The organism is Thioclava litoralis (assembly GCF_045278885.1).
Classification (GTDB): Bacteria; Pseudomonadota; Alphaproteobacteria; order Rhodobacterales; family Rhodobacteraceae; genus Thioclava; species Thioclava litoralis.
The window spans coordinates 2,353,048-2,366,666 of sequence record NZ_CP135443.1; the positions used below are offsets into that span (position 1 = coordinate 2,353,048).

Genomic DNA, 13,619 nt, shown 5'->3' on the forward strand with positions numbered 1-13,619 from the left:
TTTGTTAGCGGCATTTTTTAATCTGTAACATGAAGTTCGTATCTGTGTATTTCACGGCTGTTTGGGTGCTGTGGCTGGACGTGCGGCGGAGAAGGCCATATTTGTGACGCGCGCGATGTAGCAAGATAGAGAGCCCGCCATGAATTCTTCCGCCATTCCCCCCGGTGATATGACAAAAGATACGGCGGCACGCGAGATTGCGGACCTATCGGTGCGGCTTGAACGGGCGAATACGGCGTATCACACGCAGGATGCGCCGGAGATTTCTGACGCCGAATATGATGCGTTTAAACGCCGCCTTCTTGCATTGGAGGCGCAATTCCCGGATCTGCAACGTGGCGACAGCCCGTCCCAGAAAGTAGGCGCGGCCCCGGCGGAAGGGTTTGCGAAGGTCCGGCATGAACAACGGATGATGAGCTTGGGCAATGCCTTCGAGGATGAAGATGTCGAGGATTTTGTCCGTGGCATCCGGAAATATCTCGGATTGGCAGCGGATACGCCCTTGTCTTTTACCGCAGAGCCAAAAATTGACGGGCTATCGCTTTCGTTGCGTTATGAAAAAGGTGTGCTTGTTTACGCTGCAACGCGTGGCGATGGGGAAACGGGTGAAAACGTTACAGAAAATGCGCGGACGATTCCCGATATTCCGCAGCATTTGAAAGATGCGCCGGATCTCCTTGAGGTGCGCGGCGAGGTGTATATGGCGCATGACGATTTTGCGGCGCTCAATATCTCGCAAGATGAACGGGGCGAGAAACGTTTTGCCAATCCGCGGAATGCCGCCGCAGGGTCGTTGCGCCAGCTGGATCCGCGGGTCACCGCACGCAGACCATTGAAGTTTTTTGCCTATGCTTGGGGGGTGCTGTCGGCTCCTCTTGCAGATACCCAAAGCGGAGCGATCAAGCGTTTGGCCGAACTTGGTTTTTCGACGAATCCGCTGACCAAGACCTGTTCCGGATCGGCGCAGATGATTGCCCAGTATCATGCGATCGAAGCAGATCGGGCGATGCTCGGCTATGATATTGACGGTGTCGTCTATAAGGTCAACGACCTTGCGTTGCAGGCTCGGCTAGGCTTTCGTTCGACAACGCCGCGTTGGGCGATCGCACATAAATTCCCTGCCGAACTGGCATGGACCCAACTTGAGAAGATCGAGATTCAGGTGGGGCGGACTGGTGCACTCAGTCCCGTGGCGCGTCTGACACCGGTCACGGTTGGAGGTGTGGTTGTCTCCAACGCGACCTTGCATAACGAAGACTATATTGCAGGGCGCGATTCGAAAGGCGAAGAGATCCGTGGCGGGCGCGACATCCGCGAGGGGGATTGGGTGCAGGTTTATCGCGCAGGCGATGTGATCCCGAAAATTGCGGATGTGGATCTTGCGCGTCGCGCGGAAGGTCTGCAACCCTATGAATTTCCTTCGAAATGCCCTGAATGTGGTTCGGACGCCATTCGCGAGGAAGGGGATGCGGTGCGTCGGTGCACCGGCGGATTGATCTGTCCGGCGCAGCAAGTTGAAAAGCTCAAGCATTTTGTCTCGCGCGCTGCGTTCGATATTGACGGGCTTGGCGCCAAACAGGTTGAGGCGTTTTATGAAGATGGCTGGGTCAGGGAACCTGTCGACATTTTCACTCTGCGGGACAGATATGGGCCGGGTCAGGTGCGGCAATTGAAAAATCGCGATGGTTGGGGGGAGAAATCCGCGCTCAAACTGTTTGACGCGATTGACCAGCGGCGTGATATCGCGCTTGCGCGTGTGATCTTTGCTTTGGGGATCCGTCATGTGGGAGAACAGACCGCGACGTTGCTGGCGCGCCATTATGGCACATGGCCGTCTTTCGAAGCCGCAATGACGCAGGCCGATCCGAAAGGCAATGCAGCCTGGGAGGATCTGCTTGGCATTGACGGTGTTGGCAAGGTTCTTGCCGAAAGTCTGGTGAGCACCTTCCATCAGGAAGCCGAGCGCGGGTCGATTGACCGTCTGATCGCGCAGCTTCGGGTGCAAGAGGCCGAAAAGCCGAAAAATGATAGCGAAATCGCAGGGTTGACGATCGTATTTACCGGAACGCTTGAAAAGATGACACGTTCGGAAGCCAAGGCGCGGGCCGAGGCGCTGGGGGCAAAAGTGGCGGGGTCCGTGTCGAAGAAGACCGATATCCTTGTGGCCGGTCCGGGGGCCGGATCCAAGGCAACCAAAGCGGCAGATCTTGGTGTGCGGGTGATTGATGAGGATGCGTGGCTGGTTATGGCCGGGCAAGGCTGATGGCAGGTCGGCCCGAGAGTCTTTTCCCGCTATTCGGTAAGCTTGAAAGCTTGCCCGGTATCGGCCCGAAGCTGGCACAGACATTGACACAGGCTGGCCTCGAAAAGCCGCGTGATCTGCTGCTCACTCTGCCTTACAGCCTGGTCGATCGCCGTCCGGTGCCCACGGTGGCGGGGGTGCCGCACGGGCAGGTCGTGACGACCGAGGTAACGGTTCTGCGCCATGTGAAGGCCGCGCGGGCGGGGGCACCTTCGCGGGTGATCGTTGAAGATGCGCAGGCCGAGATCACGCTGGTCTTTTTTCGGGGCAATGACCAATGGTTCCAGAAGCAGCTTCCTTTGGGCGAGCGGCGGATCGTTTCGGGGAAGGTCGAAATCTACGAGGGCCGCGCGCAAATCGTACATCCGGATTTTATCCTTCTGCCTGAGCAACTTGAAGAGATTCCGCGCTTCGAGCCGATTTACGCTCTCTCTGCGGGGATCACGCAGAAGGTCATGGGCAAGGCCGCCGAAGGAGCGCTGGCCTTGTTGCCCGAGCTTCCCGAATGGATCGATCCCAACCTGAAAAAGCGTGAAGATTGGCCGGATTGGCACGTGGCCATGCAGGCGGCGCATCATCCGGAAGATCTTGCGCACTGTATGCCGCAGTCGCCGGCGCGTATGCGGCTGGCGTATGACGAGTTGTTCGCGCATCAGCTGACCTTGGCTTTGGCGCGACGTAACGCCAAACGCAAACCGGGGCGGGTGACGCGCGGTGATGGCCGTTTCTCCGCGCGCATTTTGCAAAATCTGCCCTATGCGCCAACTGGCGCGCAGACCCGTGCGGTTGCCGAAATTCGGGGCGATATGGCCTCTGATCGCCGCATGAACCGTTTGCTTCAGGGGGATGTCGGGGCGGGGAAAACGCTGGTGGCATTGCTGGCCTTGGTCACAGCGGTCGAGGCGGGAGGCCAATCCGTTATGATGGCCCCGACCGAGATTCTGGCGCGCCAGCATATGGAGGGGATTGCGCCTCTTGCCCGCGATGCGGGGGTGCGGGTCGAGCTTTTGACGGGGCGCGATAAGGGTGCGGATCGTGCGGCCAAGCTGGAAGATCTTGCCGCAGGGCGCATTGATATCTTGCTCGGTACCCATGCCGTTTTCCAGAAAGATGTGCATTTTCATGACCTTCGCTTTGTGGTCATAGACGAGCAGCATCGCTTTGGCGTGGCGCAGCGGATGGAATTGGGGGCTAAGGGGCAGGCGGTCGATATTTTGGTCATGACGGCGACGCCGATCCCGCGCTCTTTGGCACTGACCCAATATGGCGATATGGATGTTTCGGTTCTGGACGAAAAGCCCCCTGGCCGGACGCCGGTCAAGACCGCGTTGATCGCGGATGAGCGTCTGGCAGAGGTCGTCGCGCATCTGACGCGTGCGGTAGACGAGGGGCGTCAGGCCTATTGGGTATGCCCGTTGGTCGAAGAAAGCGAGAAATCGGATCTGCAATCGGCTGAAGAACGGTTCAAACATCTGCGGGCGGCCTTGGGGGATGAGGTGGTAACCTTGGTGCACGGGCAGATGTCTCCGTCCGAAAAGGACGCGGCGATGGCAGAATTTCTATCGGGGACGAAACGTGTTCTGGTGGCGACCACTGTGATCGAGGTGGGGGTCAATGTGCCCAATGCCTCGATCATGGTGATCGAGCGCGCCGAGAGTTTCGGGCTTGCGCAATTGCACCAGTTGCGCGGACGGGTCGGGCGCGGGGCTGCGGCCTCAACCTGTCTTCTGATGTATCGCGCGCCCCTGACAGAGACCGGCGAGCGGCGACTGAAGGTGTTGCGCGATAGCGAGGATGGCTTCCGGATTGCCGAGGAAGATCTCGCGTTGCGTGGTGCGGGCGATATGATCGGCACCGCGCAATCGGGGCTTCCACGGTTTCGCGTGGCCGATCTGGAACGTCAGGCGGGGTTGATGGCGACCGCGCAAACCGATGCGCGCGCGCTTCTGGAAGGGGACCCCAAGCTTGAAAGCGAGAGGGGACGCGCAGCCAGAACGCTGCTTTGGTTGATGGAGCAGGATCGCGCAATCAAACTGATTTCCGTTGGGTAACCCTAAGCTCGGTAAAAATGTTCTTTACTTGTTCTCTTTTTAATGGGAACAAAAGAGCAACAGAAGCAAGGAGGTTACATCGATGTTGCGAAAAATTGGAACGGTTATCGAAGGCGATAGCCTTTTGTCCGACGTGCTTGGCGCCGCGTCGATCTGTGTAACCTGCTTGGGGCTTCTGTGTTTGCCGGGGCTTTTTTAAAGCCCGGTCTGCCTCGCACTGCGCCGCACTGTCCCCGCGGCGCGCGCCCATCGTCCTGCCCGGACGAGCCTCTTGATCACACCGGGCGCGTAGAAAGTGCCTTACTCGCCGCCATCCTCGGGATGGCGGTTTTTTCATTCAAGGTCCGTTTCGAGGATGCTGTGGAGCGCCGTTTCAGGCCCTCATCATCGGCTTGGCATGCATTGGAACGATCCGTTCCCTCCGGAAAGGCAGGGCCATATAGGTTTTTCGATCAGAAGGCATAGGCAATGCGCAACCCGCCCCAGTGCCGTCCGTTCACGGTGATAGGGGCCGAGAGGTCTTTCATCAGAACGAAATGCCCGTCTCCCATGTCGCGACGATAGATCTGCAGGACAAAAGGCGCGGTCGAGCGGCCTGCACGCAACCCGACCCGATCATCGAAAATCCGCCGATTGCGGCAGTTTGCGGTATTCCATGCAGGATCGGCTCCCTGCGGTTTCGAGAACTTTCTGTTATGCGTGGGCAGATATCCGTTTTCATCCACCGCTGCGCAGAACACGATCTTGCCGTCCAGCTCCAATGCCGCTTCCTGAATGGGGGGCAGAACCTTATCGGTAAATAGCGTAAATCGCGCCATGACCTGTTGCGGGTTCGTGCCCTCGATCGGTTCGTAGCGCCGGTCAAAAAGAGCCGCAGTTTCGATCTGCCCCGAAGCAACTGCCTGCGTGAAAATCTCGCTGATCTTGGCGGCTTCCTGCTGCACGAAGTCGATAAGGGCCGCATCCTCCAGCGCGCCGCCAAGCTGGACAGAGTTTTGCACGATGGTCTCGCCGACGGTGATTAGGGCGGTTGTGCGTTTTTGCGCCTGCGTAACCTGTGTTCCGGTCTGCTTCATCGCCTGCGTCATCGCCCCGAAAGCCGGTGCGAAACGGCTATTGGCTTCGCGCACTTCATTCGCCCGCTGCGCAATCTCGCCCACGGCTTGACGGGTCTCGTCAACAGAGGCCGTCATGCGCGACATGGCCTGATCCGTTTCAACGGTGCCACTAAGCACGCGGGATGCGTTATCCGTGATGTTCTCGGCCTCTTTGCGCAAGGTCTGGATGCCGCTGTCCAGACCTTCAATGGCCTGACTGATCCCGCCCGCCGCATTTGCCGTTTTGCGCGACAGCTCGTTAATGGCCTCGGCGACCACCGCAAAGCCGCGCCCCGCATCTCCCGCCCGTACCGCCTCGATCTTGGCGTTGATGGCCAGAATATTGACCTGCGAGGCGATCTGCCGGATCTCGCTGTTTTCCGATTGCACCTGCGCCAGGGTCTTGCCGACATCCGACATGCGCTGCGCGACCGATGTGACCCAGCTGGCGATCTTCTGCGCATGCTGGGCCGTTTCGCGCATCTGGGTGGTGGTTTCGGCCACATGATCCTGCGTGCGCTGCGCGGCGCCGGCCACGGCCTCGATGCCGGTGATGACCCGTTCATTCGCACTCTGGATAATGGTTGCGGCACGATCGGCATGGGTCAGATGGCCCATCTGTTCCGTCGCGTTCTGGGCCAGAAGATCCAGAGCGGCTGCAATTTCGACGATTTCGCGACCTAATGTGATCGCCTGTTTGGCGATCTGGTCCAGTCCGGTTCCATTAGTCCCGGCCCCGGGATGAAAAGAAAGATCGTTCATGCAGCCTCCACCTCAGACTTTGGGAGGCTCGCATGGAAGGTTTTACATCCCGTTAAATCTGGTCGAAAGCCAGCAGGGTCGCATCCGGTGCCAGCAGGATAGATCCGTGGCGATTGGGATAGTCCTGTGCGGCCTGCAGGATCTCGTATTCCGCAAAAGGGGCCGTGGGGACGGGGCCTTGGCCCGCCAGCATCCGCGCCAGTGCATCGCGCAGCGCCTGCACCTCCTCGCGCGACCGACCGATGATATTATGCCCGAAAATCGCAGCCGAGGCCTGCCCCAGCGCGCAGGCACGCACGGTCTGGCTATAGCCGGTGATGCGCCCGTTTTCGACAGTCAGCGCCACCTCGACGGTCGAGCCGCAAAGCGGCGCGCGTTTTTTGGCCGTGGCATCGGGTGCGGGCAGGGGGTCGCTATGCGGAATATCCGCCGCCAGCGCCAGAATGCGTTGCGAATAAAGCCGGAACAGATCGCCGTCGCTCATGGTCTTTTCCCCTATCTCGGTTTGCGATAGATAGGGCCTTCACCTTGCAGAGGAAACCCCTATGTCTTTCGATCTTTCCAGCCTGAAATATGATGCCAACGGCTTGATCCCCGCCATCGCCCAAGATGCCGAGAATGGCGAGGTTCTGATGATGGCCTGGATGAATGCCGAAAGCCTCGCAAAGACGCTGGAGACGGGCCATGTCACCTATTGGTCGCGCTCGCGTCAAAGCCTCTGGGCCAAGGGGGCGACCTCGGGCCATATGCAACATCTGGTCGAATTGCGCATCGATTGCGACCGTGACTGCCTGCTGCTGAAAGTGACGCAGAAGGGGCCGGCCTGCCATACCAACCGCCGCAGCTGTTTCTATACGCTGGTCGAGGATGGCAAAGAGGTGATCACCGCAGAGCCTATGACTTAAGGCCAACCATCGCGCGGATATCGGCGGGCGAGGCACCTTCGCTGCGGTAAAGCGAGATCGCCCGCGCATCATTGCGTTTGGCCAGCCGCTTGCCGTTCTCGTCACGGATCAGCCGGTGGTGATGATAACGCGGCGTGGGCAGGTCCAGCACGGCCTGCAAAAGGCGGTGCAGCATGGTGGCCTCTGCCAGATCGGCCCCGCGAATGACGTCGGTGATGCCCTGTTCGGCATCATCGACCACGACCGACAGGTGATAGGCCGCCGTGCCGATATCCTTGCGCATCAGCACAATGTCCCCATGATCCTGCAACAGGCAGGCAGGGTCCAGATGGTGCAGCCCCGCCTCAAGCCCCGTTTCTTCCCATGTCAGAGCCTGCTGCGGCAAGCTGGCCAAAGCCGCCGCCATATCCAGCCGCACCGCATCACCCGCCTGCGGATAGTGCCCCTTCCGGTGACGACAGGTGCCCGGATAAAGATGCGGCGCGCTGACCCCCTCTTGCGGGGCGGACATCGCCGCCTGAATATCGCGCCGCGTGCAGGAACAGGGGTAGGCCAGGCTACGGTCGATAAGATCATGGATCACTGCCAGATAGACCTCACGCCGGTCCGACAGGCGCATCACCGGCTCGGGCCATGACAGCCCCAGCCAGCGCAGATCCTCATAACAGCCCGCCTCATATTCGGGACGGCACCGCTGGGTGTCATTATCCTCGATCCGCAGCAGAAACTCCCCGTCCGCCGCCATATCCCACGCAAGACAGGCGGAATAGGCATGGCCCAGATGCAGCGGGCCGGTGGGCGAAGGAGCAAAGCGCGTCCGCATCCGTCTTTATTTCGGCTGGGCGTCAAGCCACGCGGTGAACTGCTCTTTCGCGCGGTCGGTATACAGCTTGTAACGGTCCTTGCGGCCGCGCCGCCCGCCACGGGCCTCGACCGGCGGGAATAGCCCGAAGTTGACGTTCATCGGCTGGAAGGTCTTCGCCTCGGCACCGCCAGTGATATGGTTCACAAGGCTGCCCATCGCGGTCTCATAGGAGGGCGGAGGCAGGTCGCGGCCAAGGATCTCGGCGGCAGCCATACGGCCCGCTAGAAGTCCCATCGCCGAGGATTCCACATAGCCCTCGACACCGGTGATCTGGCCCGCAAAACGGATATTGGGGCGCGATTTCAACCGCATCTGATTGTCCAGAAGCGTGGGCGAGTTGATAAACGTATTGCGGTGGATGCCGCCCAGACGCGCGAAACTCGCGTTCTGAAGGCCCGGGATCATCCGCAGCACTTCCGTTTGCGCGCCATATTTCATCTTGGTCTGGAAACCCACGATGTTATAGAGCGTCCCCAAAGCGTTATCGCGGCGCAGCTGCACCACGGCATAGGCTTTCTCTTCGGGCTTATGGCGGTTGGTCAGGCCGATGGGCTTCATCGGACCGTGGCGCAGAGTCTCGCGCCCGCGCTCGGCCATCACCTCGATCGGCAGACAGCCGTCGAAATATTTCGCCGTCTCACCCTCGTGGAACTCGGTCTTATCGGCGGCCAGAAGCGCATCGATGAAAGCCTCATATTCGGGCTTGGTCATCGGGCAGTTGATATAGGCCGTGCGCTCTTCCTCGGTCTCGCCCTTGTCATAGCGCGATTGCAGCCAGGCTACATCCATGTCGATGGACTCGAAATAGACGATGGGCGCAATGGCATCAAAGAAGGCCAAAGCATCGGCGCCGGTCTCGCTGCGAATGCTCTCGGCCAAAGCGCCAGAGGTCAGCGGCCCCGTCGCCACAATCCAATGCCCGTCTTTGGGCAGTTCGGTGATCTCGCCATAGCGCGTCTCGATCAGCGGATGATCCTTGATCGCGCGGGTGACACCGGCAGAAAACGCATCGCGATCCACCGCCAAAGCGCCACCGGCAGGCAGGCTGTGCTTGTCGGCCATCGCCATGATCAGCCCATCTGCCGCCCGCATCTCCCAATGCAATAGCCCCACGGCATTCTGCTCGTCATCATCCGAGCGGAAGGAATTCGAGCACACCATCTCGGCGAAATCGCCGGTGCGATGGGCAAAGGTCTCAACAGTCGGGCGCATCTCATGCAGCACAACGCGCACGCCTGCATTCGCGGCCTGCCACGCAGCTTCGGAACCGGCCATGCCGCCGCCAAGGATATGGAGTGTATCTGTCATGGCGTTCGTCTAGGCCAAAGCCGTGGTTTTGAAAAGAGCCATTCTCAAGGGACAATCGGCGGTTTGTGCAAGAAATCGGCTCGGTCGTTTGTTCTACGGGGCGGGCCGTAAGGCCCGAACCCGCGCAGCCCAAGGGGCTCGATGCCCCGCAGGGCTGCGGCCCTGCGCATAAGGATGCGCGGCCCTTGGCCGGCAGGAAGCGGCATAATCGGGGCCGTCAGATCAGGGCGATACGCTCGCGCCGTTCGGGATCTGGAAATTCACGGTAAAGCCCGACGCTGGAGGTCGCGATCATCGCATGCATCTGGTCGTAATGGCGGGCCAGTTCATCGTCACTCTGGCCTACAGCCCGAAACGCGTTTTCCAGCATGGCCATGTCGGCCACCTCGATTTCTAACAGAAAATCCGCCTGACCCTCGGCGCCCAAGCCCAGCTTGCGCCGCATCAGCCGCCACGAACTGATCAGTCCGCGCTTTTGCAACCCGCCATACCAGATCTCAGCCGCTGCCGCGAAGGCCAGCGCTTTGGTGCCCGATGTCAATTCAATCATACAGTGATACAAATTCATATCCAACCTCCCGGCCCATCTACCACCCCGTTCTTGCGGGCTGTCCCTCAGGCGCGTGGTCGGGATTTCAGCACAAAGGATTTGATATTCGATTAAAACCCTTTTGCACCGGTCGATAGGCAAACGGCCACCCGATTACCGGATGGCCGCATCATCGTATGTCGGTAAAGATCAGTGCCCGACGATCAGATCCGACAGGCTGTGGTCGCTGAAGCTGACGCCACCCTGGCCCAGATCGGCACGCAGGCCGATCCCCACATAGCTTTCCGCATCGTCGTGGTTGGGATCATTGAAGCCCAGCTCGCCCGTCATGGCATAGCCGTTGCCCATCTTGTATTCGCCGGTTGCGGCAATACGACGGCCGGTCACATTATCGGTGTCGTAATAATCCACACGGCCCCCCACCGAGACCTGCGAATTCAGCGGCATTGAGGCGGACACATTGTACAGATTGCCCTGCAGGTCGGCATCGTGGTTCTTCACGTGGTTATACGCCGCCTCAACCGAGAACAGCCCGTAATCCGCACCATATTCCACGCCCAGCGTGGTGATGTCATCGCTGTCGAGGCGCTCATAGCCCGCACGTGCACCGAATTTCATGGTGTCGTTCATGTTATAGATCGCATGCAGGGCGGTGGATGCGCCGTCCCAGCTATCGTCCCAATAACGGTTCAGTGCCATGTCACCCTGCACCGAGAATTGCGGCGCAAAGCCGATTTCCATCTGGCCACCGATGCTGGTGCGCGAATTGTCCCGCGAATCCGCATCAAGGAAGTTGTAATGCGAAAGGCCGACATTGGCACCGACGACATCGGCAGCATGGCCAGCCAAGGGCGCAAATCCGGCCAGAAGGGCGAGGATAGCTGTCTTTTTCATTGTCTCTACTCTGCTCGTTGGTCTGTGATCTTGCGCCACAGAATTTTTAGGGCAGGTCACATCTACATGTGCCTGCCCGTGATTTTACTCTTGTTCCGATGCGCCGTCAGCGGGTGGCGTATCATCCGTCTGTGACGTTTGCGTGATCGGCTGATCTTCGCCGTCCTCGTCGCCCTGATCCGCGATGCGCGCGACAGAGACCACCGTCTCGCCCTCGGCCGTATTGAAGACCCTCACACCGCCTGCACCGCGCGAGCGGAAGGAGATCCCGTCCACCGGACAGCGGATCGACTGGCCGGTCGAGGTGGCCAGCATGATCTGGTCGCCCATCTCGATAGGGAAGGAGGCCACAAGGTCGCCGCCGCGCATCTTCTTGTCAAACGCGGTCACACCTTGGCCGCCACGCCCGCGCACGGGGTAGTCATGGCTGGACGAGGTCTTGCCAAGGCCCTTGGCGGTGATCGTCAGGATCAGATCCTCGGCGGCAGACATCTCGGCGTAACGCTCGGGCGAGAGCTGCCCGCCTTCTACCGCGTCCTCATCCTCGTCGGCCTCGTCCTCTTCGGTGATACCGGCCATCAGACGGCGCTGCTTGAGGTAAGCCGTGCGCTCTTCCGACGTTGCATCGAAATGACGGATGACCGACATCGACACGACCTCGTCATCGCCCAGAAGCTTCACGCCGCGCACACCGACCGAATTGCGCGAGTTGAACACCCGCACTTCCGGCACGGGGAAGCGGATGGCGCGGCCCTTGGCGGTGACCAGCATCACATCGTCCTCCTCGGAACAGATGCGCGCATTGATCAGACGCATGCCCGCATTCTCTTCGTCGAATTTCATCGCGATCTTGCCGTTACGCATGACATTGGTGAAATCCGACAGGCGGTTGCGGCGCACGGTGCCTGCCGAGGTGGCAAAGACCATCTGCAGATCAGCCCATTCGGCCTCGTCGCGATCGACCGGCGTGATGGCGGCGATGGAAACGCCCGTGGGGATCGGCAGGATATTGACGATCGCCTTGCCCTTGGAGGCACGCGAACCGGCAGGCAACTGCCACGTCTTCATCTTGTAGACCATGCCTTCGGTCGTGAAGAACAGAAGCTGCGTATGGGTATTGGCCACGAACATCGTGGTCACCGCATCATCATCTTTCAGACCTCCGCCCGAAAGCCCCTTGCCACCGCGTTTCTGCGCGCGGAAATCGGCCAGCGGCGTGCGCTTGATCCAGCCCGACTGGGTGACCGTCACGACCATGTCTTCGCGCTCGATCAGGTCCTCGTCGTCGATATCGCCGACAAAATCGGCAATCTCGGTGCGGCGCGGCACGGCGAAGAGTTCGCGCACCTCGCGCAGCTCGTCCGAGATGATCGCCATGATCCGGTCGCGCGAGGCAAGGATGGCAAGGTAGTCCTTGATCTTCTCGGCCAGTTCCGCCAGCTCGTCGGTGACTTCCTTCACCCCGATCTGGGTCAGGCGCTGCAGGCGCAGATCGAGGATCGCGCGGGCCTGAACTTCGGACAGGTTATAGGTGCCATCGTCATTGACCGGATGCAGCGGGTCGTCGATTAGCTTGAGATATTCGACGATGTCATGCGCGGGCCAGCGACGGGTCATCAGGCGCTCGCGGGCCTCGGCGGCATCTGCCGAGGACCGGATCGTGGCGACGACCTCATCCACATTCGACACCGCCACAGCCAGACCACAGAGGATATGGCTGCGTTCACGCGCCTTGCGCAGCTCGAACGCGGTGCGCCGTGCCACCACTTCCTCGCGGAAGGTGATGAAATGCGTGAGGAAATCGCGTAGGGTCAGCTGCTCGGGGCGGCCACCATTCAGCGCCAGCATGTTGCAGCCGAAGGAGGTCTGCAAAGGCGTCAGACGGTAAAGCTGGTTCAGCACCACATCCGGCGTCGCATCGCGCTTGAGCTCGATCACCACGCGCACGCCGACACGGTCGGATTCATCGGCAATGTTGGAGATGCCTTCCAGACGCTTGTCGCGCACCAGCTCGGCTATCTTCTCGATCATCGCGGCCTTGTTGACCTGATAGGGGATCTCGTCGACCACAATCGCATGACGGTCTTTGCGGACCTCCTCGATACGGGTCTTGGCGCGGATCACGACAGAGCCGCGGCCCTCCAGATAGGCTTTGCGCGCACCGCCACGACCAAGGATCAGACCGCCCGTCGGGAAATCGGGGCCGGGGATGATCTGCATGATCGCCTCGGTCGACATATCGGGGTTGTCGATCAGCGCAAGGGTGGCATCGACCACTTCGCCCAAGTTATGCGGCGGGATATTGGTGGCCATACCGACGGCAATACCGCCCGCACCATTGACCAGCATATTCGGGAACCGCGCGGGCAGAACGACCGGCTCGCGGTCCTTGCCATCGTAGTTGTCCTGAAAATCGACAGTGTCTTTTTCGATATCGGCGAGCAGGAAGGCGGCGGCCTTCTGCATCCGGACCTCGGTATAGCGCATGGCGGCGGCGCTATCGCCATCCATCGACCCGAAGTTGCCCTGACCATCCAGAAGCGGCAGCGACATCGAGAACGGCTGGGCCATACGGACCAAAGCGTCATAGATCGCGGCATCGCCATGAGGGTGGTATTTGCCCATCACATCGCCCACCGGACGTGCCGATTTGCGATAGGGTTTGTCATGCGTATTGCCCGTTTCATGCATCGCATAAAGAATGCGGCGGTGCACGGGCTTGAGGCCGTCACGCAGATCGGGGATCGCGCGCGAGACGATCACGCTCATCGCGTAATCGAGATAGGCCGTCTTCATCTCGGACGCGATGGAGACAATGGGAAACTGCTCGGAAGAGGGGCGTCCCGGCCCTTTATCTTCCGTGTCCGGCGTATCGGGAGTATCGT

General features: G+C 60.1%; 10 protein-coding genes. 3 read left to right on the top strand and 7 right to left on the bottom strand.

Annotated elements, in window-relative coordinates:
- Positions 1-139: 139 nt before the first annotated feature.
- Both ligA and recG read left to right on the top strand, forming a co-directional pair.
- A complete protein-coding gene (gene ligA, locus RPE78_RS11615) occupies positions 140-2,263 on the top strand; it encodes an NAD-dependent DNA ligase LigA (protein ID WP_406720633.1) in 2,124 nt (707 codons plus the stop codon).
- A complete protein-coding gene (recG, locus tag RPE78_RS11620) occupies positions 2,263-4,353 on the top strand; it encodes an ATP-dependent DNA helicase RecG (protein WP_406720634.1) in 2,091 nt (696 codons plus the stop codon). Before ligA ends, recG begins: the two co-directional genes overlap by 1 nt.
- Before the next feature lie 452 nt (positions 4,354-4,805).
- Here recG and RPE78_RS11625 read toward each other — a convergent pair whose 3' ends face one another.
- Positions 4,806-6,212, bottom strand: a complete 1,407-nt coding sequence (locus RPE78_RS11625) for a methyl-accepting chemotaxis protein (RefSeq protein ID WP_406720635.1) — start codon at positions 6,210-6,212, stop codon at positions 4,806-4,808.
- A 52-nt stretch (positions 6,213-6,264) separates the two neighbouring features.
- On the bottom strand, positions 6,265-6,696 hold the full coding sequence (locus RPE78_RS11630) for an iron-sulfur cluster assembly scaffold protein (protein WP_406720636.1): 432 nt from the start codon (positions 6,694-6,696) through the stop codon (positions 6,265-6,267).
- Between the two features lie 61 nt (positions 6,697-6,757).
- Between RPE78_RS11630 and hisI the strand changes: the two genes are divergently transcribed.
- Positions 6,758-7,117 (top strand): phosphoribosyl-AMP cyclohydrolase, encoded by a 360-nt coding sequence (hisI, locus tag RPE78_RS11635; RefSeq protein ID WP_406720637.1) that lies wholly within the window; start codon positions 6,758-6,760, stop codon positions 7,115-7,117.
- Here hisI and gluQRS read toward each other — a convergent pair.
- The 5 genes from gluQRS to gyrA form a co-directional block, all read right to left on the bottom strand.
- The gene (gluQRS, locus tag RPE78_RS11640) at positions 7,107-7,940 is read right to left on the bottom strand and encodes a tRNA glutamyl-Q(34) synthetase GluQRS (protein ID WP_406720638.1); all 834 of its coding nucleotides are present in this window, start codon (positions 7,938-7,940) and stop codon (positions 7,107-7,109) included. The genes hisI and gluQRS overlap by 11 nt on opposite strands.
- A gap of 6 nt (positions 7,941-7,946) precedes the next feature.
- Positions 7,947-9,290 carry a methylenetetrahydrofolate--tRNA-(uracil(54)-C(5))-methyltransferase (FADH(2)-oxidizing) TrmFO gene (trmFO, locus tag RPE78_RS11645; RefSeq protein ID WP_406720639.1) on the bottom strand — a complete coding sequence of 448 codons (1,344 nt, stop codon included), beginning with the start codon at positions 9,288-9,290 and terminating at the stop codon, positions 7,947-7,949.
- Positions 9,291-9,507: 217 nt separating this feature from the next.
- Complete coding sequence (locus RPE78_RS11650; protein ID WP_339107115.1) at positions 9,508-9,858, bottom strand: DUF6614 family protein; 351 nt, start codon at positions 9,856-9,858, stop codon at positions 9,508-9,510.
- Positions 9,859-10,029: 171 nt separating this feature from the next.
- Complete coding sequence (locus RPE78_RS11655; protein ID WP_406720640.1) at positions 10,030-10,734, bottom strand: porin; 705 nt, start codon at positions 10,732-10,734, stop codon at positions 10,030-10,032.
- Between the two features lie 84 nt (positions 10,735-10,818).
- Positions 10,819-13,530, bottom strand: coding sequence for a DNA gyrase subunit A (gene gyrA, locus RPE78_RS11660; RefSeq protein ID WP_406721653.1), 2,712 nt, complete (start codon positions 13,528-13,530; stop codon positions 10,819-10,821).
- Positions 13,531-13,619 lie beyond the last annotated feature (89 nt).

What these genes read in the sequence shown, in the direction of transcription:
- gluQRS (WP_406720638.1), bottom strand. Translation starts at nt 7,940, where the DNA reads ATGCGGACGCGCTTTGCTCCTTCGCCCACCGGCCCGCTGCATCTGGGC.
- ligA (WP_406720633.1), top strand. Translation starts at nt 140, where the DNA reads ATGAATTCTTCCGCCATTCCCCCCGGTGATATGACAAAAGATACGGCG.
- RPE78_RS11625 (WP_406720635.1), bottom strand. Translation starts at nt 6,212, where the DNA reads ATGAACGATCTTTCTTTTCATCCCGGGGCCGGGACTAATGGAACCGGA.
- hisI (WP_406720637.1), top strand. Translation starts at nt 6,758, where the DNA reads ATGTCTTTCGATCTTTCCAGCCTGAAATATGATGCCAACGGCTTGATC.
- RPE78_RS11630 (WP_406720636.1), bottom strand. Translation starts at nt 6,696, where the DNA reads ATGAGCGACGGCGATCTGTTCCGGCTTTATTCGCAACGCATTCTGGCG.
- recG (WP_406720634.1), top strand. Translation starts at nt 2,263, where the DNA reads ATGGCAGGTCGGCCCGAGAGTCTTTTCCCGCTATTCGGTAAGCTTGAA.
- RPE78_RS11655 (WP_406720640.1), bottom strand. Translation starts at nt 10,734, where the DNA reads ATGAAAAAGACAGCTATCCTCGCCCTTCTGGCCGGATTTGCGCCCTTG.
- gyrA (WP_406721653.1), bottom strand. Translation starts at nt 13,530, where the DNA reads ATGAAGACGGCCTATCTCGATTACGCGATGAGCGTGATCGTCTCGCGC.
- trmFO (WP_406720639.1), bottom strand. Translation starts at nt 9,290, where the DNA reads ATGACAGATACACTCCATATCCTTGGCGGCGGCATGGCCGGTTCCGAA.
- RPE78_RS11650 (WP_339107115.1), bottom strand. Translation starts at nt 9,858, where the DNA reads ATGAATTTGTATCACTGTATGATTGAATTGACATCGGGCACCAAAGCG.